Source organism: Streptomyces sp. NRRL F-5122 (assembly GCF_001507435.1).
Classification (GTDB): Bacteria; Actinomycetota; Actinomycetes; order Streptomycetales; family Streptomycetaceae; genus Streptomyces; species Streptomyces lannensis.
The window spans coordinates 103,617-122,237 of record NZ_LMWH01000238.1 but is presented as its reverse complement, the minus strand read 5'-3'; the positions used below and the strand labels follow the sequence as shown (position 1 = coordinate 122,237).

Below are 18,621 nucleotides of genomic sequence, written 5' to 3'. Positions count from 1 at the left end.
GGCGCTTCCCTTCGGTGTTTCCGACTCTATCAGACCATTTCACGATCCGATTTCCTCGGCGCTTTCCAGGTTTACGCTCTCGCGTTTCCCTTTCCGGCGTTGTCGACTCTATCAGATCCCTCAGTTCCCTTCGGGGCCTGACTCCCAGTCAACCGGGTTTGCCCTTGCGGCTGTTGGGCCGTTCGGACTTCCCAAACCCTAGCGGATCTCTCCGGCGATTCCCAATCGAGTGGATCTCGAGTGGTTCTGCGTCGACACACGCCGAAGAAATCGAATTCGGGCGTGCCGAAATCGATCCCATCAGGAGATCTTGCTGAATGGTTTGACTGCCGCTGTCGCGGCGGGAGTTGCTGCCGGAGAACCGTTACGGCCTCGTGGCAACTCGGAGAACTTTACGGATCTGGGGTTGGACTGTCAAGCGTGCCCAGGGCGACGCGGCGCCAAACCTCCGCCTGCGTCAATCGAGGTCGCTGAGGCGTCCGCCGGCGTCCGGCTGAGCGTCCTCCACCCGGCGCAACAGGCGGGTCAGCACCTCACCGAGGACCGAACGGTCCTCGGTGGAGAGGTCCTGGAGGAGGTCCTCCTCGAAGCGGGAGGCCAGGCGCATCGCCTCGAGCCACTTCTCGCGTCCCTCGGACGTCAGCTCCACGATCACCCGGACGCGGTTGGCCTCGTCGCGCTCACGGGTTACGAGCCCTTCGCTCACCATGCGGTCGATGCGGTGGGTCATGGCGGCCGGCGTCAGGCCGAGCCGCTTGGCCAGGTCGCTCGGACCCATGCGGTACGGGGAGCCGGACAGCACCAGCGCCTTCAGTACCTCCCACTCGGCGTTGCTGATCCCGAGCTCCGCGGTCTGCCGGCCGTAGGCGACGTTCATACGGCGGTTGAGCCGGGACAGTGCGGAGACGATCTTCTCCACCTGCGGGTCCAGACCCTGGAATTCGCGCTGGTAGGCGGCGATCTGTTCGTCGAGCGTCGGCTCACTGCCGCCGGGGGTGTCACCCATGGCCGCAGTATGGCACGCACTCGCTTGGCGTTGAAGTCCTTCACAGTGTAATGTTGAATCAGTCAACTTTAGCTTCTAAGTCTTCAGGGTTAACTGTTTCAGAGGTGAGACCTTCTGGTCGTGCACTCCGGGCGGACCCTCCTTCCCAAGGCAGGTGAACGTGACCAGAGCGATGGGCGCAGCGATGCGCCGGATCCATGTAGGCAACGCACTCAGCGCGTTCGGCCTCGGCTTCACCGTCCCGTATCTGTACGTGTACGTGGCCCAGGTGCGCGACCTCGGTGCCGCGACGGCGGGCCTTGTGCTCGCCGTGTTCGCCGTGGCCGCCCTTGTCGTCCTGCCCTTCGCTGGGCGGGCCATCGTCCGGCGGGGTCCCCTTCCGGTGCTGCTCACCGCCCTGGTCGTCGCCGCGGTCGGCGCCCTGAGCCTGGGCCTCGCCGCTACCGCCGTGCGCGTACTGGTCTCGGCGGCGCTGCTCGGAGCAGGGCAGGCGGTGATGCAGCCCGCGCTGGCCACGATGATCGTGGACTCCTCGACCACGCAGACGCGGTCGCGCGCCTTCGCCATGCAGTTCTTTCTGCAGAACCTCGGGCTCGGTGTCGGTGGTCTGATCGGGGGGCACCTCGTCGACACCACGCGTGCCGCGTCCTTCACCCTGCTGTTCGCCGTCGAGGCCGCGATCTTCCTGTTGCTCGTGGTCATCATCGCGACGGTCCGGATCCCGCATCTGCCACAGGCGGAGGCGGACGCGCCGCGAGGCGGCCGGTCGAGCTGGAAACAGTTGCTGGGCAACCGCGCCATGGTGCAGCTGTGTGTACTCGGCTTCGTGCTGTTCTTCGCCTGCTACGGCCAGTTCGAGTCCGGACTGAGTGCGTACGGCGTCGAGGCGGCCGGAGTCTCCACGTCCGCGCTGGGCACGGCGCTGGCGGCGAACACGATGGTGATCGTCGTGGCGCAGTTCGCCGTGCTGAAGTTCGTCGAGCGGCGGCGACGGTCGCGGGTGATCGCGGCCGTCGGGCTCCTCTGGGCCGTCGCCTGGGCCATCGCGGGCTACGCGGGTCTCGGACACGGCAGCCAGACCATGGCGACCGCCGCCTTCGTCTCGACGTACGCGCTCTTCGGGCTGGGTGAGGCCATGCTGTCGCCGACGCTCGCCCCGCTGGTCGCGGATCTTGCGCCGTCGGGCATGGCAGGCCAGTACAACTCGGCGTTCGCCCTGGTCAAGCAACTTGCTCTGGCAGTGGGCCCGGCGGTCGGAGGTCCGCTGGCCGCGTCGCTGCCGGCACCGTACGTCGTGACGTTCCTGCTGTTCTCGCTGGGCATCACGTTCCTGGCGGTCCGGCTCGGGCGCAGCCTCACACCTGCCCAGAACCACCCCTCGAGGAGCCGGGTGGTTGCCCAGGGGGCACCGGGTCGCACGGACGGTCTGGAGGTCAGCCCGTCCTGCGCGTGAGGGACGGGTCGCTGAAGCCGGCCGGGGTGCGAGCGCACGACAGCACGGTGCTTCGCACCCCTGGACGGCCCCGCTCAGCCGTCAGCCGGCTCCCCGGGGCAGCGCGAACTCGCACCACACCGCCTTGCCACCGCCCGGCGTCCGGCGCGAGCCCCAGTTCGAGGCGATCGTCGCCACGATCGCGATGCCCCGTCCCGCCTCGTCCGCCGGCTCCGCGCGACGACGGCGGGGCAGCTGGTCGTCACCGTCCGTCACCTCGATGATCAGCCGACGGTCCGTGCGCCGGAGGCGCAGCCTCATCGGCGGGACTCCGTGCTGAAGGGAGTTCGCGACGAGTTCGCTCGCGGCCAGTACGCCGAGGTCGTGAAGATCCGTCGGGAACCGCCAGCTCGTCAGCACACCCGAGGCGAACGCACGCGCGCGGGGGGCCGCCTCGACGCCCCCGAGCAGGTCCAGGGCGGCGTTGCGGAACAGATCGCCGTCCGGCCCCGGTCTCGCCGGGTGCTGGAGGACCAGGAGCGCCACGTCGTCGTCGTGTCCCGCGGTGACGCCCGCCGAGCGCAGCAGGCGGTCGCAGATCACCTGCGGCGTGCCCGTGGCCCCCGCGAGTGCGCTCTCCAGCGCCGCGATGCCCTCGTCGAGGTCCGCGTCCCTGCGCTCCACCAGGCCGTCCGTGTACAGGACGGCCGTGGCGCCGGGTCCCAGCGGTACCGAGCCGGACGCGTGCATCCAGCCGCCGGTGCCGAGCGGCGGGCCGGTCGGCTCGTCGGCGCGCAGCACCACGCCGCTCTCGTCCCGGACGAGGATCGGCAGGTGACCCGCCGACGCGTAGACCAGACGTCCCTCGTTCGGGTCATGGATGGCGTACACACAGGTCGCGATCTGGTTGGGGTCGATCTCCTGGGCCAGACCGTCGAGGAGCTGGAGCACCTCGTGCGGAGGGAGGTCCAGACGGGCGTACGCCCGTACGGCCGTGCGCAGTTGGCCCATCACCGCGGCCGCACGGACTCCCCTGCCCATCACGTCGCCGATCACCAGTGCGGTGCGACCGCCGCCGAGCGTGATCACGTCGTACCAGTCGCCGCCGACCGCCGCCTCCGTGCCGCCCGGCTGGTAGGTGGCGGCGATGCGCAGGTCGTCGGGCTCTTCCAGTTCCTGCGGCAGCAGGGAGCGCTGAAGGGTCACCGCGGTCCTGCGCTGCTCGCGCTCGCTGGCCCGCAGCCGTTCGGCGGCCTCGGCGTGGTCGGTGACGTCGGCGGCGAAGACGAGCACGCCCCTGGCCCTGTCACCGGGCACGTCCACCGGAGTGCACGTGAACGTGTACGAACGGCCGCTAGGCGCCTTGCGGGACTTGACCGTGCGCGGCTTGGAGCTGCGCAGGACCTGGTCGAGCAGCGGGAGCAGGCCGAGCTCGTCCAGCTCGGGCAGCGCCTCGCGCGCCGGTTCACCGACGGGGCGCACGCCGAAGGCCGCCACATAGGCGTCGTTCACATAGGCGATGCGGTGCTCGGGGCCGTGCACGAGGGCGACGAGGGCGGGAATGCGGTCGAGGACCTCTCGGGCCGGCAGCTCGTCGACGGCGGGCACGCCCGCCGGGTCGTCGGTGAGCCGCTCGGCGCGGGCCACGGGCACGGAGCCGTCACCCAGCCGATCCGGGGAGACCGTGTGCTCGGTCCGCGCTGCGGCGCGGCGCTGCGTTCCGGGGAGCCGGGCGCTCCAGCGCGTGAAGTTCACCGATTCCTTGCCTCGTCGTTGTCGTCTCCGGCCGGCTCCGGTTCCGGTCGGGGTCCGGTCCGGAGGCCCGCCCCGGGGGTACGGCCCAGTTGGGGGAAGCCTGGTGGATGCGCCCGGGCGAGGGTCGGCCCGCCCACGGTCGTGGACCAGTCTCCCCGACCGGGCCGACATCCGTCAGACGTCGGCCCTTTCGGCGGAGTTCCTGGATCCGGTCAGGACGACCCCTTCGGGTACCCAGGAGGCTTTCCACCGGCCGCAAGTTCGAACTCCGCGCGGGGGTGTTCGAGTGAACCGAGAGAGACGATCTCCCTCTTGAAGAGCCCGGCCAGGGTCCATTCGGCCAGCACACGCGCCTTGCGGTTGAAGGTGGGCACCCTGCTGAGGTGGTACACGCGATGCATGAACCACGCAGGGTACCCCTTCAGCTTGCGCCCGTAGACGTGGGCGACACCCTTGTGCAGTCCCAGGGAGGCGACCGAGCCCACGTATTTGTGCGCGTACGTCTCCAGCGCCTGGTCGCGCAGCGAGCGCACGATGTTGTCGCCGAGCACCCGTGCCTGGCGCACCGCGTGCTGGGCGTTGGGCGCGGTCTCCTGGCCCGGTTCGGCGGCGGTGACGTCCGGGACGGCCGCCGCGTCGCCCGCGGCCCAGGCGTGCCGGACGCCGTCCAGGGTGAGTTCGGGGGTGCACTTCAGGCGACCGCGGCCGTTCAGCGGAAGGTCCGTGGCGGCCAGCACGGGGTGCGGTTTCACTCCGGCGGTCCACACGACCGTACGCGCGGGGAAGCGCGCGCCGTCGGAGAGGACGGCGACCCGGTCGACGCAGGACTCCAGCCGGGTCTTCAGGCGTACGTCGATGTTGCGGCGGCGCAGTTCGCTGACCGTGTAGCGGCCCATTTCCTCGCCGACCTCCGGAAGGATGCGGTCGGAGGCCTCCACGAGGATCCACTTCATGTCCTCGGGCTTGACGTTGTGGTAGTAGCGCGCGGCGTAACGGGCCATGTCCTCGAGTTCGCCGAGCGCCTCCACGCCGGCGAATCCGCCCCCCACGAAGACGAAGGTGAGGGCCGCGTCGCGGATCTCGGGATCGCGCGTTGAGGAGGCGATGTCCATCTGCTCGATGACGTGGTTGCGCAGTCCGATGGCCTCCTCGACCGTCTTGAAGCCGATGCCGTGCTCGGCCAGACCGGGAATCGGCAGCGTGCGCGAGATGGAGCCCGGAGCGAGGACGAGTTCGTCGTACGACAGCTGCTCCGTCTGCCCGGTCTCCTCGGTGGCGAGCGTGTCGAGCGTGGCGGTGCGCTTGGCGTGGTCGATGGAGGTGACCTCGCCGACGACGACCCGGCAGCCGTCCAGGACCCGCCGGAGCGGGACGACCACATGGCGCGGCGAGATGGCGCCGGCCGCCGCCTCCGGCAGGAAGGGCTGGTACGTCATGTACGGATCGGGCGACACCACCACGATCTCGGCCTCGCCGCGCGCGAGTTCCGCCTTGAGTCTGCGTTGCAGACGCAGGGCCGTGTACAGGCCGACGTAGCCACCGCCGACGATGAGGATGCGCACACACTTCGGGGGGTCGGGGGGCGTGCCCCGATGGGTTGCAGCCGTCACCATCCCATGACGCCTCGGACTCTGGAGTTTGTCCACAGCCCCGGCAAATTGTGTGACCGGCCAACGGCACGAGGCAGAGTTGGCCGAATTGCCGGACTGTGTGAAAGGACCGCAGGTCAGCCGGTGCATGCGAGGTGGCGTTCGAGGGATTAATCGGGACGTAACCGCCCCGTACTCCGATCGGGGGGCGCTCTGTGCGGAACCTGCCCCTTCTGAATTGACCCCTGCTCAACTATGTTCGTGTGTCGACGGGGTGTAAGGGGTTGCGCTCGACCGGCCCGCGACGGGCGGACCTGGTCGCATACGGCGCTGGTTCCGTGCACACCGGCTTCCAATGGCGGGAAGTCTCCGGGGGGAGACGTCATTACCGGGGGATCGCTTATGCACATTCAGGACTCTCATTGGCCGTCCACGTCTGCCGTCGGACCGGCGGGCGCGATGAGCGCGGCCACGGGGAACGGACGCGGGGACGGTGCTCGGTCGACACCGCTGCGCGTGGACGCACAGCGCAACCTGGAACATGTACTGCGGGCGGCGCGCGAGGTCTTCGGCGAGCTGGGCTACGGCGCGCCGATGGAGGACGTGGCGCGCCGTGCCAGGGTCGGCGTCGGCACGGTGTACCGGCGCTTCCCGAGCAAGGACGTCCTGGTGCGGCGGATAGCCGAGGAGGAGACCTCCCGGCTGACCGATCAGGCCAGGGCGGCGCTCGGCCAGGAGGACGAGCCGTGGTCGGCGCTCTCGCGCTTCCTGCGGACGTCGGTGGCGTCGGGCGCGGGTCGGCTGCTGCCACCGCATGTGCTGCGGGTGGGAGTGGCCGAGGACGGTCCGCAGGGGCCGGACTCCCTGCTGGTGGACGAGGCGCGGGTGCCGCAGCAGCGCTACCCGTCCGCCACCGAGCTCCGGCTCGTCGAGCAGCGGACCGCCGCGGAGCAGGACGACGCCGGTGCGGCCAGACTGCTCGAGGTCGTCGGTCAGCTCGTCGAGCGGGCTCGTGGCGCGGGTGAACTGCGGCCCGACGTCACCGTCTCCGACGTGCTGCTGGTGATCGCGACGGCGGCGCCGTCGCTGCCGGACCCCGCCCAGCAGGCGGCGGCCTCGACCCGGTTGCTCGACATTCTGCTGGAGGGCCTGCGCTCCCGCCCGGCTTGAGCCGGTCGGCGCCCCGCCCGGGCTCCTGCTCGTCGGCTCTCCCCGGGCGCGGATCCTGTGCGGTCCGCGCCCGGGACACCTACCGCGTATCACCCGTCCCGGTGAGCCGTCCTACGAACCGGGACGGTGCTCCACGAACGAAATCACCGGCAGGGGTCGTCCCGGGCTCCCACGACCCGGTTCACCCGCACGTGGACGACGGGGCCCCGCTCATCGGACGGGATGGCGCGCGGACGCCTCCGCCAGGTCCGCCAGTACGTCCTCCGCCGTGAACGCGGAGCCCTTGGCCTGTTCGGCGTCGAAGCGTGCCGGGCCGAGGGCGTCCCGGGCCGCGTCCCGTGTCCGCTCGACCTCCGTGGACTCCGGTGCGGGCCGCACCGCCGGACCGCGCCAGCTGTCCGCGGCGGCGAGCAGCCGGACCGCGTCGGCGTGCGCGCCCAGGCTGCCCAGGACGTTGGCCGCGGTGTCCACGAGTCCCGCCGTCACCGCCTCCGCGCACTGGCCCGACACCGCCTGGCTCAGTGCCTCGGACACCTTGGGCAGACCGGACTCCGGTCCCGCCTCGGCGACGGTGACGAGCGCGTCGACACCGTTCAGCGCGGCGACGAACTGCGGGGGCGGTGTGCCGCTCCACATCTCCACCCGCGCCCGTTCCCACCACTCCCGCGCCACGGCGGTCTCCCCGTCGTCCAGCGCCATGCGGGCGCGCAACAGCGACACGTACGCGCGGGCGTCCTGCACTCCGTACCGATCGGCGGCATCGCTCGCCTCGTCCAGCGCCGCCCGCGCGTCCTCCCGCTTCCCCTCGCGGTACGTGATCTCGCCGAGCCGTGCGATGAGGAACGGGGTCTCCGCGTATGCCCCCACCTCGTGGGCGAGTCGCAGCGCCTCCTCGTACTCGCCCTGCGCCTCGGGGAAGTCGCCCCGCCCCATCGCCGCCTCGCCCGCCGCGCTGCACACCTGCGCACGCATCCAGCGGTCGCCCACCCGGCGGCTGATCAGGCGGAGTTCGGCGAGGTCGCCGTCCACGTCGTGCAGACCGCCCTGCGAGTCGACGAGGACATGCGTGCGGAGCATGAGGGTGACGCCGATCTCCCAGTCGTCGCCGTGGCTGCGGCAGTTGGCGAGTGCCGCGTCCATGGCGAGCCGGACGTCGTGCGGTTCACCCAGGTAGTAGGCGGTCATCGGCCAGATGATGCCGGGCAGCCGCGCCGCGTCCCGGCCTCCCCGAGCGAAGTGCTCGTGCACCAGGGCGACGTACCGCTGCGATCGCTCGTTCCGCATCGATTCCGCCGGCCGCGACTCGGCGAGCAGAAACATGTGCAGGACCCGCAGTTTCATCCGCAGCGCATGGAGGGGGTGCCCCCGCTCGGCGTCCTCGTGGGCGAGGAACGTGTCGACGGGGTCGACCGCCTCGAGCTCCTCGAAGGCGTCGACGGCGGGGCGCCCCGCGGAGGCGGTGCAGGACTCCGCTTTCCCGGTCCCGACCCGGGGCGGGACCGCCGTCGGCGCGGGAGCGACCGGGTCATGGCCGGCGCGGGCGTCCAGGACCGCTCCGAGGCGCAGCAGGCGGTCCACCCACTCGGCGCCCTCACGGCGGAAGTTGCGCAGCCACCAGAACCAGCCCGTCGCGAGGGCGACGGCCCCCGCCTCCTCCTCGGCGCCCGCGACGATCGCCCGGTACAGCCCGGTCCTGATGTTGTCGAGCTCGTTCTCCAGCCTCTGGATCCAAGGGAGTTGGTCGGCGGAGCGCAGCTTCGGCTCGGCCTCCTCGACGAGCGCCCGCACCCATCGGCGGTGCCGGCGCTCCGCCGCTGCACGCAGTTCGGGGACCTCGGCGGCACGCTCGGCGGCGTACTCGTGGATCGTCTCCAGCATGCGGTAGCGCATACCGCCGCCGTCCGCGTCGTACGGGGCCGCGACGATCAGGGACTTGTCCACGAGCGCCCCGACCAGGTCGGCGGCGGGTCCGGTGCACACGGCCTCCGCGGCGGCCAGGTCCCAGCCGCCGGCGAAGACGGAGACCTCGCGCAGCACCGTGCGCTCACGCTCGTCGAGCAGATCCCAGGACCAGTCGACGACCGCGCGCAGGGTCTGCTGGCGGGGCAGCACCGTACGGCTGCCGGAGGTGAGAAGCCGGAATCGGTCGTCGAGGCGGTCGGCGATCTGCCGTGGGGTCAGCAACCGGAGCCGGGCCGCGGCCAGTTCGATGGCGAGGGGCAGACCGTCCAGGCGGCGGCAGATCTCGTCGACGGCCTCCGGGTCGCGGGCCGCGGGGGCGTCGGGGCGCACGGCGGCCGCGCGCTCCATGAAGAGCCGGTGCGCGGGGTCGGGCGGCAGGGGTTCGACCGGGCGGACCGACTCGCCGGGCACTCCGAGAGGCTCGCGGCTGGTGGCGAGGATCGTGAGCCCGGGGCAGTGGGTCAGAAGGGTCTCCGCGAGCTCCGCGGCGGCGCCGATCACATGTTCGCAGTTGTCGAGGACGAGGAGTTCGCTGCGAGGCGCGCAGTACTCGATCAGCAGGGCGATCGGATCGTCGTGGGGGACCGCCATCTCGTTGGTGATCAGTGCGGTCTCGCGCAGACCGAGCGCGCTCACCACCGCGGCCGGCACCGCCTCGGGGCGGTCCAGCGGGGCAAGTTCGGCAAGCCACGCCTGCGGCAGCCCGGCGGCGGCCTCCTCGGCGAGCCGGGTCTTGCCCGAGCCTCCCGGACCGGTGAGGGTGACCAGGCGCGACCTGCGCAAGTCGGAGCGGATGGCGTCGAGTTCGGGCTCCCGGCCCACGAAGGAGTTCAGGCGCGGGCGGAGGTTGCCCGTGCGGGCGGCGCGGGAGGCCGCCGGGGCGAGGGTGGGGCGTACGGGCGGCGACGGTACGGGCGCGGAGGGCTCGGGGGAGAGCAGCTCGGCGTGCAGCGACTGCAGTTCCGCACCCGGGTCGGCGCCCAGCCCGTCCGCCAGCGCACGACGCACGACCTCGTACGCGGCGAGCGCGTTGGCTGCACGCCCCGTGGCGCGCAGGGCGCGGATGAGGAGGGCGTGCAGCGGCTCGTCGTAGGGGCGGGCCGAGGTCAGTTCCGTCAGCTCGGGTACGACGTCGTCGGCGCGGCCCAGGCGCAGATCGGCCTCGATGCGGGTCCGGTTCGCCGCGAGGTGCAGGGCCTCGAGGCGTGCGGCGGCACCGCGGTCCGGGAGGTCGGCGAGGGCGGGACCGCGCCACAGGGCCAGGGCCTCGCGCAGATCACCGGCGGCCGTCAGGGCGTCGCCCTCTGCGAGGGCCGCGGTGCCGCGCTGCACGAGGTCCTCGAAGAGGAAGAGGTCGACGGCGTCGCGGGGGGCCACGAGGCGGTAGCCGCCGGGCTCCGAGGTGACGGCGTCGCGTCCGACGACCCTGCGGAGCCGTCCGACCAGGGCCTGGAGCGCGGCCGGGGCGTCCAGCGGCGGATCGTCGGCCCACACCTCGTCGATCAGGTCCGAGAGCGTGGCGGTACGGCCGGCGCGCAGGGCGAGCGCGGTGAGCAGGCCGCGCACGCGGGGGCCGCCCAGGGGGAGTGGGGTTCCCCGGTCGTCCTCTGCTTGGGCGACGCCCAGGATCCTGTACCGCATCGGGCCATTCTGGCCGGGGAGGTGCGGTGCGGCCACGTGGTTCGGCGTGGTGGAGCCCCGATGCACCGGGGGATGCCTACGCGCCCGCGCCGAGGGCGCGTCCCTGGGGGGCGATGCCCGCTGGCACGGCGCGCGCCCGGGCCGGGGTGCCCGTCCAGCAGGTGCCCCGTCGGGCCAGCAGGCGCCGCAGCCACAGTTCCAGGGCGACGAGGTCCGCGATCCCGTCCAGCGGGAGCGCGGCGCCGTCCGCCGCGTCCCGTACCGCCTCGCGGACCACCCGGGCCTCGACCAGGCCCGCCTCGGCGAGGAGCGGTGTGTCGAACAGGGCCGTCAGGGAGTCCGCCGCGACCCGCAGACCGGTGCGGGCGGCCACGGCGGAGGACGCGTGCGTGGGTGCGCCCCAGCCGGGGGGCAGGCCGCCCACCCCCGCGCCCTCCAGCACGGTGCGCAGGATCGCCGCCCGCGCTCCCGGCTGCACACGGAGCGCCTCGGGGAGGGCCCGGCACGCGCGGACGACCTGGTTGTCCAGGAAGGGAGCGTGCAGGCGCTGGGAGCGGATCTCGGCGGCCTGTTCGAGCACCCGCAGATCCGCCGCGTGTCTCGCCAGCGCCGCCCGGGCGCGGAAGTCGCCCGGCCGCTGTCCAGGACCCACTCCCGTCCGGCCGGCGGCTCCTTGGAGGCGAACCGATACTTCAGCGAGTGCCTCACCGGTGAGCCAGCGCGCCGCGGGCCCCGGTCTGGCCCAGGTGAGCGCCGCGAGCGACGCGCCCACGGCGCCTCCGGGCTCCTCGAACCGCCGCTGCATCAGCCGGTCGGAGAGCGCGTCGACCCCGGCACGGTACGGCGTACGGGCCAGCCGGCGCGCCGCGCTGTACACCCGCGCGGGGACCATCACCGAGCCGTCCGCCTTCGCGAGCGCGGCCACCGGGCGCACCAGATGGCGCCGCTTGCGGTCCATCAGCAGGTCCGCGAGACGGGCCGGGTGCGCGTCGAGGACCTGGCGCGCGCCGTAGCCCGTGAAGTGGTCGGCGCTGCCCGCGGCCAGTCGTGCGCGATGCCGGGCCGCCGTCACCAGGGACGGGCCCGGTTCGTCGGTCAGCGGGCCCTCCAGGTCGGCATACGGCAGCACCTCTTCGCCGCCGGCCACCACCACGTGGTGCAGACGGGGGTTCGCCGCCAGCGTGCCCGCCCGCTCCAGCTCCGCCTCGCGCCCCCTGACGGCCAGGTCGTTGAACGTGACGGCCAGCAGACGCTCACCTGCTCCGGTGCCGTGCCCGAGCACCGTCCCGGGCATCCCTGGCAGACCCGCCGCGAGCAACGCCAGCGTGCCGGAGGCCGGCCCGCCGGAGAGGTCGGAGCCGATGCCGGGCACGGGCATCCCGCGCGCGGCGCGGCGTTCGGCCGGCCCCATCCCGGGAACGGGCCCGGGGTCGATGTCGGTGCCCGGGACGTGCCGGGGCGCCGCCAGACGTGCGCGCACGGCGTCGACGAGGGCGTCGCGCACCGCGTCCACCGCCGCTCCCGGGTCCGCCGGGGGTGCCGCGACCGCGAGCGAGGCGACCGGCTCGTATCCGGCGATCTCGCGCGATCCCGCCCGCAGGATGAGCGCGTGGCCCGGCGGGATGCGCCGCACGCCGTCGTACGGGGTCGAGTCGTGCACCGCGGCCGGTACGTCGGGTGCGGCGAGGAGGGCCGCCAGGTGCCCGAAGTCCAGATTGGCCTCGATGAGGTCGGCGAGGGGGAGAGCGGCGGTCGCGTAGGCCGTGCCGCCCGCCCAGGGCGTGTAGAACACCGGCCGCGCGCCCGCGAGATCGCCGCACACCGTGACCCTGCGTCCGACCTGGACGACGGCGGTATAGCTGCCGGGCCAGGCGGTCAGATGGCGAAGTGCCCCTCCCCGGGCGGCGAACAGGCCGACGCGCAGTTCCTCGTCGGACGCTCCGCACATGCCGAGGACCGCGATCCGGTTCTGGGCGTCGGCCTTCACCACGCGCACCTCGTCGGGGCGCCAGTCGCCCACCGCCCACAGGGGGTCCGGGTCGCCCCACAGGAGTTGGGAGCCCACCGGGTGCACGGTCTCGCCGTCGTATCCGGTGGCCCCGGCCGATCCGGGCGCTGCGGCTCCAGCGGCGGTGCTGCTCCAACCCACCAACCACCGCATCGACGCCTCCACAGGCTGGGGACAACCAGTGCACCGTACGAACGGCTCCCATGCTGCCACGAAGAGTGCCCGTGGGAGGGTGTGTGCCACTGCTTGCGCGCCGTGGAATGCGCCCGTACACGAACCGTCACGAGCCGGTGGACTCCCGTTCGGGGAACGGCCGCCGGGCGGAAGTCATGAGCGAACAGCGACGTGAATGCGCCCCCGAAATGCTCCCCGAAAACGCCCTTCGCGCCCTGAAGAGTGGTGGTAGGAGCCTTGATCGCCGCTGAGAACCACCGTCGGATTTCGGCCAAATCGGTGGTGAGCGGGCAGGATTGGGCACGCTCCGTACAGGCCCTCGCGCAACGCACAGTCCGGGAGGTGGAGTTCACCTCCCGGACCGGTCCGCCGCCCGCGGGGATGAAGGCGGCGGTGTCCCCCAGCCCACTGGATCCAGTACAGCGGGCCGACCCACGCAAGGCCCATGGAACCGCTCCCCCGGTGGCCGGAGAAGAGCGCACGGACGGGCGCACGGCCACACACCGGTAGCACGCCGCAACCGTCCGGGCCGAGGCACGGACCACAATCCCGCCATCCGGATTTAAGCCCCTTAACGCTTGGGATGCGGCGAACTACGCTGGGTTTACGAATGCCGCGCGGTTATGCCACCGCTGCGGCAGCCGTCTGTGTCGAGGGGTGACGCATGTCCAGGGAGCAACGCGGGCCGAACGAAAAGCTCGGCGCCGTTCTCGCCCTCGCGGGAATCAGCAACGCAGGACTCGCCCGGCGCGTCAACGACCTTGGCGCCCAGCGCGGGTTGACTCTTCGCTACGACAAGACGTCGGTGGCGCGCTGGGTGTCGAAGGGGATGGTGCCGCAGGGCGCCGCTCCCCACCTCATCGCCGCGGCCATCGGCCAGAAGCTCGGCCGCCCCGTACCGCTCCACGAGATCGGTCTGGCGGACGCGGATCCCGCACCGGAAGTGGGCCTCGCCTTCCCCCGGGACGTAGGACAGGCGGTGAGGTCGGCGACGGAGCTCTACCGCCTCGACCTCGCCGGGCGCCGGACCGGCGGCGGCATCTGGCAGTCGCTGGCCGGATCGTTCGCGGTGAGTGCCTATGCGACCCCTGCTTCCCGCTGGCTGATCACACCGGCCGACAGCTCGGTGGCACGTGACCCGAGCCCCGGCGAAGGGGCGGGAGCGCCGCTGAAAGTCGGCCACAGCGATGTCCAGAAGCTCCGCGAGGCCGCGGAGGACGCCCGGCGCTGGGACTCCAAGTACGGTGGTGGCGACTGGCGTTCGTCGATGGTGCCCGAATGCCTGCGCGTGGAGGCGGCGCCGCTGCTGCTCGGTTCGTACTCGGACGAGGTGGGCAGGGCGTTGTTCGGAGCCAGTGCCGAACTGACGCGCCTGGCCGGCTGGATGGCGTTCGACACGGGACAGCAGGAGGCCGCCCAGCGCTACTACATCCAGGCCCTGCGCCTGGCGCGCGCGGCCGCCGACGTGCCTCTCGGAGGCTATGTCCTCGCCTCCATGTCGCTGCAGGCGACGTACCGCGGCTTCGGCGACGAGGGCGTCGACCTCGCCCAGGCCGCCCTGGAGCGCAACCGCGGCCTGGCCACGGCCCGCACCATGAGCTTCTTCCGTCTCGTCGAGGCACGCGCACACGCACGCGCGGGCGACGCCCAGGCGGCCGGCGCGGCACTGAAGGCCGCCGAAGGCTGGCTGGAGCGGGCTCGCGACGGCGACAACGACCCGTCCTGGCTCGGCTTCTACTCCTACGACCGCTTCGCGGCCGACGCCGCCGAGTGCTACCGCGACCTCAAGGCACCCCGCCAGGTCCGCCGCTTCACCGAGCAGGCCCTGTCGCGGCCGACGGAGGAGTTCGTCCGTTCCCACGGGCTGCGCCTGGTCGTATCGGCGGTCGCCGAGCTGGAGTCCGGCAATCTGGACGCGGCGTGCGAGCAGGGCGTGCGGGCCGTGGAGGTCGCCGGACGCATATCGTCGGCCCGCACCACCGAATACGTGCGGGACCTTCTGCACCGTCTGGAGCCGTACGGCGACGAGCCGCGTGTGGTGGAGCTGCGGGAGCGGGCACGGCCGCTGCTGATGGCTCCCGCGTAGGCGCTCCGCCCGGCGGGGCTTGCGAGCACCCGCCCGGCCGCCGCGCTTCCGGACCGCTGGCCGTCCGTGGCGCTCCGGACCACGCAAGGAACCGCATATCGGCACAGCACCGCGCCGTCACGGGGCGCGGCCCGGTTTGAAGGCATTGTCGGTGGCGCAGTGCACTATCGAAGCCGGGAGGTGAAGCAGGTGCGGGAGAGCGCCTACGACTGCGACGTGCTGGTGATCGGGGGCGGGATCGTCGGCTTGTCGACGGCGTATGCGATCACCCGTGCCTCTCCGGGCACACGGGTGACGGTCCTCGAGAAGGAGCCCGGCCCTGCCCGCCACCAGACGGGGCGCAACAGCGGGGTCGTCCACAGCGGGATCTACTACCGTCCCGGCTCCCTCAAGGCCCGGTACGCGGTGCGGGGCGCCGCGGAGATGGTCGAGTTCTGCTCGGAGTACGGCATCGCCCATGCCGTCACGGGCAAGCTGATCGTCGCGACCGAGCGGGACGAGCTCCCGCGCCTGCACGCGCTCGTCCAGCGCGGCAGGGAGAACGGCATTCCCGTGCGCGAGCTCGGCCCGGCCCAGATCGCGGAGTACGAGCCGCAGGTGCGGGGACTGGCGGCCATCCATGTGGGCACGACCGGGATCTGCGACTTCGTGTCGGTCGCCCGGCGGCTGGGTGAGGCCTCCGGTGCGCAGATCCGGTACGGCGCGAAAGTGGTCCGGATCGATCGGCGTCCGTCCCTGGGCGCAGCCGTGCGCACCGACGACGGCACGATCCTGCGCGCCCGTGTGCTGGTGAACTGCGCCGGGCTGCACTGCGACGAGGTGGCCCTGCTGACCGGCGACGACCCGGGGATGCGGATCGTGCCCTTCCGTGGCGAGTACTACGCACTGGCTCGGCCCGAACTGGTGCGGGGGTTGGTGTATCCGGTGCCGGACCCGGCGTTCCCGTTCCTCGGGGTCCATCTGACGCGGGGGATCGACGCGGAGGTCCACGTCGGGCCGAACGCGGTGCCCGCGCTGGCCCGCGAGGGATACGGCTGGGGGATCGTACGGCCGCGCGAGCTGGGTGGGACGGTGGCATGGCCGGGTGCGTGGCGGATGGCGCGGCAGCACTGGCGGTACGGAACCGGGGAGCTGCTGCGGTCGGTGTCGAAGCGGGCGTTCACCCGGGCGGTGCGCCGGTTGCTGCCGGAGATCGACGAGGACGACCTGGTGCGGACCCTGCCCGGGGTGCGGGCGCAGGCCGTGCTGCGGGACGGGACGCTGGTGGACGACTTCCTGATCCACGAGGGCGCACGCGCGGTCCATGTGCTGAACGCGCCGTCACCCGCCGCCACGGCTTCGCTGCCGATCGGCAGGGAGGTGGCGCGGAGGGCAGTGGCGGTACTGGCCCGGGACTGAAAGGCCCACGTCACCTCGGTACAGCGGCCGGCCCCGGCCGTGCAGGCCCTAAAATTGGTGCCACTGTGTCTGACTCCCTCAACTTCGCTCCCGAAGATCACCAGATCGCCGTCGGCGGTCCGGGCGGCGGCCATGCCCCCGGCGTGTCCGTGCGTCACCGCCGCGCCAAGGGGGAGCCCCGGTTCCCCGACGGGCCGAAGGCCGATCCCGCCGGCTCGCACTTCGAGCGCCGGATCCGGAGCTTCCAACCGCGGCGCAGCCGGGTGACGGCCGGGCAGGCCGACGCCCTGCAGCGGCTGTGGCCCCATTGGGGGCTGGACATCGACGGGCAGCGGATCGTCGACCTGGCCGAGCTGTTCGGGAACGCCCGTCCGGTCGTCCTCGAGATCGGGTTCGGCATGGGCGAGGCCACCGCACGGATGGCGGCGCAGGACCCCGGCACCAACATCCTCGCGGTCGACGTGCACACGCCCGGGCAGGGCAACCTGCTCAATCTCGCCGACCGGAGCGGACTGACCAATGTCCGGGTCGGGAACGGCGACGCGATCATCCTGCTCCGCGAGATGCTCCGGCCGGACTCCCTCAACGGACTGCGGGTCTATTTCCCCGACCCCTGGCCCAAGAAGCGCCACCACAAGCGCCGGCTCATCCAGCCCGAGTTCCTCACGCTCGCCGCCGCCCGCCTGAGGCCCGGCGCGCTGGTGCACTGCGCGACGGACTGGGAGCCGTACGCCCAGCAGATGCTCGAGGTACTGTCCGCGCACCCGGATTTCGAGAACACGCAGCCCGACGGCGGTTACGCGCCACGTCCCGACTTCAGGCCGCTGACCCGTTTCGAAGGCCAGGGACTGGACAAGGGTCATGTCGTGAACGATCTGCTGTTCCGCCGCGCAGAGCACCGAGACCAGCCCTCCGCCGACGACTGAGCGCATGTCGCGCGCCGTCGCGAGCGGTTCCCCTCCTCGTTAGGGTCGATGCCGTGGCCACCTTCCCCCCGCATCCGATGCCACCGGGCGGCGACGCCGGCCGGGGCCGTGCCGGGCACGCGCACTGGTGGCAGAAGCGGTGGGTGCGCTACTGCGGGCTGACCACCCTGCTCACGCTCTCGGGTCTCGTCATCCTCGCCCTCGTACGCCAACAGACCGGCACCGAGGGCTTTCTGGTCGGCCTCGGCCTCGCCGTGCTGCCCGTGCCGCTGCTCGTCGCCGCCTTCCGCTGGCTGGACCGGGTCGAGCCGGGACCCTGGCGAAATCTGATCTTCGCGTTCGCCTGGGGTGCGTGCGCGGCCGCACTGATCGCGATCGTCGCGAACAGTTTCGCGACCCGGTGGATAGCGACCGCGATCGCCGACCCCCACAGCGCCGACACACTCGGCGCGACCGTCATAGCACCCGTCGTGGAGGAGTCCGCGAAGGCCGCGGCCGTACTGCTGGTCTTCCTCTTCCGCAGACGCGACTTCACGGGAATTCTCGACGGCGTGGTGATTGCGGGGGTCACCGCGACCGGCTTCGCCTTCACCGAGAACATCCTCTATCTCGGCACGGCCTTCGGCACGGACCGGTTGAGCGGCGGGCACGGGCTCACCTCCGTGACGGCCGCGACCTTCTTCGTGCGCGTGGTGATGTCCCCCTTCGCGCACCCGCTGTTCACCGTGCTCACCGGTATCGGCTTCGGTGTCGCCGCGCTCTCGTCGGAGCGCCAACGCGTACGCCGTGTGCTGATCCCCCTGGGCGGGCTGCTGCTCGCGATGGGCATGCACGCCATGTGGAACGGGTCGTCGACATTCGGCGACTACGGGTTCTTCGCGGTCTACGCGTCGTTCATGGCACCCGCGTTCGCCCTGCTGACCTGGCTGGTCGTCTGGACCCGCCAGCGGGAGCTGCGCACCGTGCGCGAGGAGCTGCCGGCCTACACGATCGCCGGCTGGCTGGGGCCCGTGGAGCCGCTCGTGCTCGGCTCGATGCGGGCGCGACGACTGGCCCGGGAGTACGCGGGGCACCACTTCGGCCGAGCGGGGGCGCGCTCCGTCGCGGAGTACGAGGCCTACGCGACATCGCTGGCGTTCCTGCGCCGCCGGGGGCGCCTCGGCCGGGCAGGCGCCGATTTTGTCCCCCGGGAGCGGGAACTGCTCTGCGAGCTGTGGGCACGCCGTGCGGTGGCACGGCCGGCGCTGGCGGAGGCCGCGCGGTCCATGACACCGGCCATGCCACCGGTGACGGCGCCACCGGTCCGCCCGATGTACGGAGCCGCCCCGGCGTACTGGTCACCGCCCTACGGCTCGACGGCGCCACCTCCCGCGTACAACCCGTACCGCTCCTAGGAGTCGCCGCAAGGGTCCGGCGCCTGCCGGACCGAACGGTGTTGACCGCTCGGCGAGGCGGCGGGACGGACCGGTCCGAC

General features: G+C 72.3%; 11 protein-coding genes. 6 read left to right on the top strand and 5 right to left on the bottom strand.

Annotation, left to right across the window (positions count from 1 at the left end; translation table 11 throughout):
* Positions 1-457: 457 nt before the first annotated feature.
* Positions 458-1,006 carry a MarR family winged helix-turn-helix transcriptional regulator gene (locus ADL25_RS25545; protein ID WP_059130155.1) on the bottom strand — a complete coding sequence of 183 codons (549 nt, stop codon included), beginning with the start codon at positions 1,004-1,006 and terminating at the stop codon, positions 458-460.
* Between the two features lie 172 nt (positions 1,007-1,178).
* On the opposite strand from ADL25_RS25545, the gene ADL25_RS25540 reads away from it, so the two are divergent.
* Positions 1,179-2,459, top strand: a complete 1,281-nt coding sequence (locus ADL25_RS25540; RefSeq protein WP_059130154.1) for an MFS transporter — start codon at positions 1,179-1,181, stop codon at positions 2,457-2,459.
* Positions 2,460-2,540: 81 nt separating this feature from the next.
* Here ADL25_RS25540 and ADL25_RS25535 read toward each other — a convergent pair whose 3' ends face one another.
* Together ADL25_RS25535 and ADL25_RS25530 are read right to left on the bottom strand one after the other, a co-directional pair.
* Entirely contained in the window at positions 2,541-4,193 is a 1,653-nt protein-coding gene (locus ADL25_RS25535) for an ATP-binding SpoIIE family protein phosphatase (RefSeq protein WP_059130153.1), read from the bottom strand.
* 212 nt (positions 4,194-4,405) lie between these two features.
* Entirely contained in the window at positions 4,406-5,806 is a 1,401-nt protein-coding gene (locus ADL25_RS25530; RefSeq protein ID WP_059130152.1) for an NAD(P)/FAD-dependent oxidoreductase, read from the bottom strand.
* 378 nt (positions 5,807-6,184) lie between these two features.
* Here ADL25_RS25530 and ADL25_RS25525 point away from each other — a divergent pair, with 378 nt between their 5' ends.
* Complete coding sequence (locus tag ADL25_RS25525) at positions 6,185-6,952, top strand: TetR/AcrR family transcriptional regulator (RefSeq protein WP_059130151.1); 768 nt, start codon at positions 6,185-6,187, stop codon at positions 6,950-6,952.
* A 210-nt stretch (positions 6,953-7,162) separates the two neighbouring features.
* On the opposite strand, the gene ADL25_RS25520 is transcribed toward ADL25_RS25525, so the two are convergent.
* The gene (locus tag ADL25_RS25520) at positions 7,163-10,555 is read right to left on the bottom strand and encodes a BTAD domain-containing putative transcriptional regulator (RefSeq protein WP_059130150.1); all 3,393 of its coding nucleotides are present in this window, start codon (positions 10,553-10,555) and stop codon (positions 7,163-7,165) included.
* Between the two features lie 76 nt (positions 10,556-10,631).
* Positions 10,632-12,716 carry an asparagine synthase-related protein gene (locus ADL25_RS25515; RefSeq protein WP_059130149.1) on the bottom strand — a complete coding sequence of 695 codons (2,085 nt, stop codon included), beginning with the start codon at positions 12,714-12,716 and terminating at the stop codon, positions 10,632-10,634.
* A 685-nt stretch (positions 12,717-13,401) separates the two neighbouring features.
* Here ADL25_RS25515 and ADL25_RS25510 point away from each other — a divergent pair.
* The 4 genes from ADL25_RS25510 to ADL25_RS25495 all read left to right on the top strand — a co-directional run bounded on the left by ADL25_RS25510 (position 13,402) and on the right by ADL25_RS25495 (position 18,541).
* Entirely contained in the window at positions 13,402-14,823 is a 1,422-nt protein-coding gene (locus tag ADL25_RS25510) for a hypothetical protein (RefSeq protein WP_059130148.1), read from the top strand.
* 159 nt (positions 14,824-14,982) lie between these two features.
* Positions 14,983-16,221 carry an L-2-hydroxyglutarate oxidase gene (lhgO, locus tag ADL25_RS25505; RefSeq protein WP_234381035.1) on the top strand — a complete coding sequence of 413 codons (1,239 nt, stop codon included), beginning with the start codon at positions 14,983-14,985 and terminating at the stop codon, positions 16,219-16,221.
* Positions 16,222-16,286: 65 nt separating this feature from the next.
* The gene (trmB, locus tag ADL25_RS25500) at positions 16,287-17,147 is read left to right on the top strand and encodes a tRNA (guanosine(46)-N7)-methyltransferase TrmB (RefSeq protein WP_416384749.1); all 861 of its coding nucleotides are present in this window, start codon (positions 16,287-16,289) and stop codon (positions 17,145-17,147) included.
* A gap of 53 nt (positions 17,148-17,200) precedes the next feature.
* Positions 17,201-18,541: a PrsW family intramembrane metalloprotease gene (locus ADL25_RS25495; RefSeq protein ID WP_059130146.1), complete on the top strand. Its 1,341-nt coding sequence runs from the start codon at positions 17,201-17,203 to the stop codon at positions 18,539-18,541.
* The last annotated feature ends 80 nt before the right edge of the window (positions 18,542-18,621 follow it).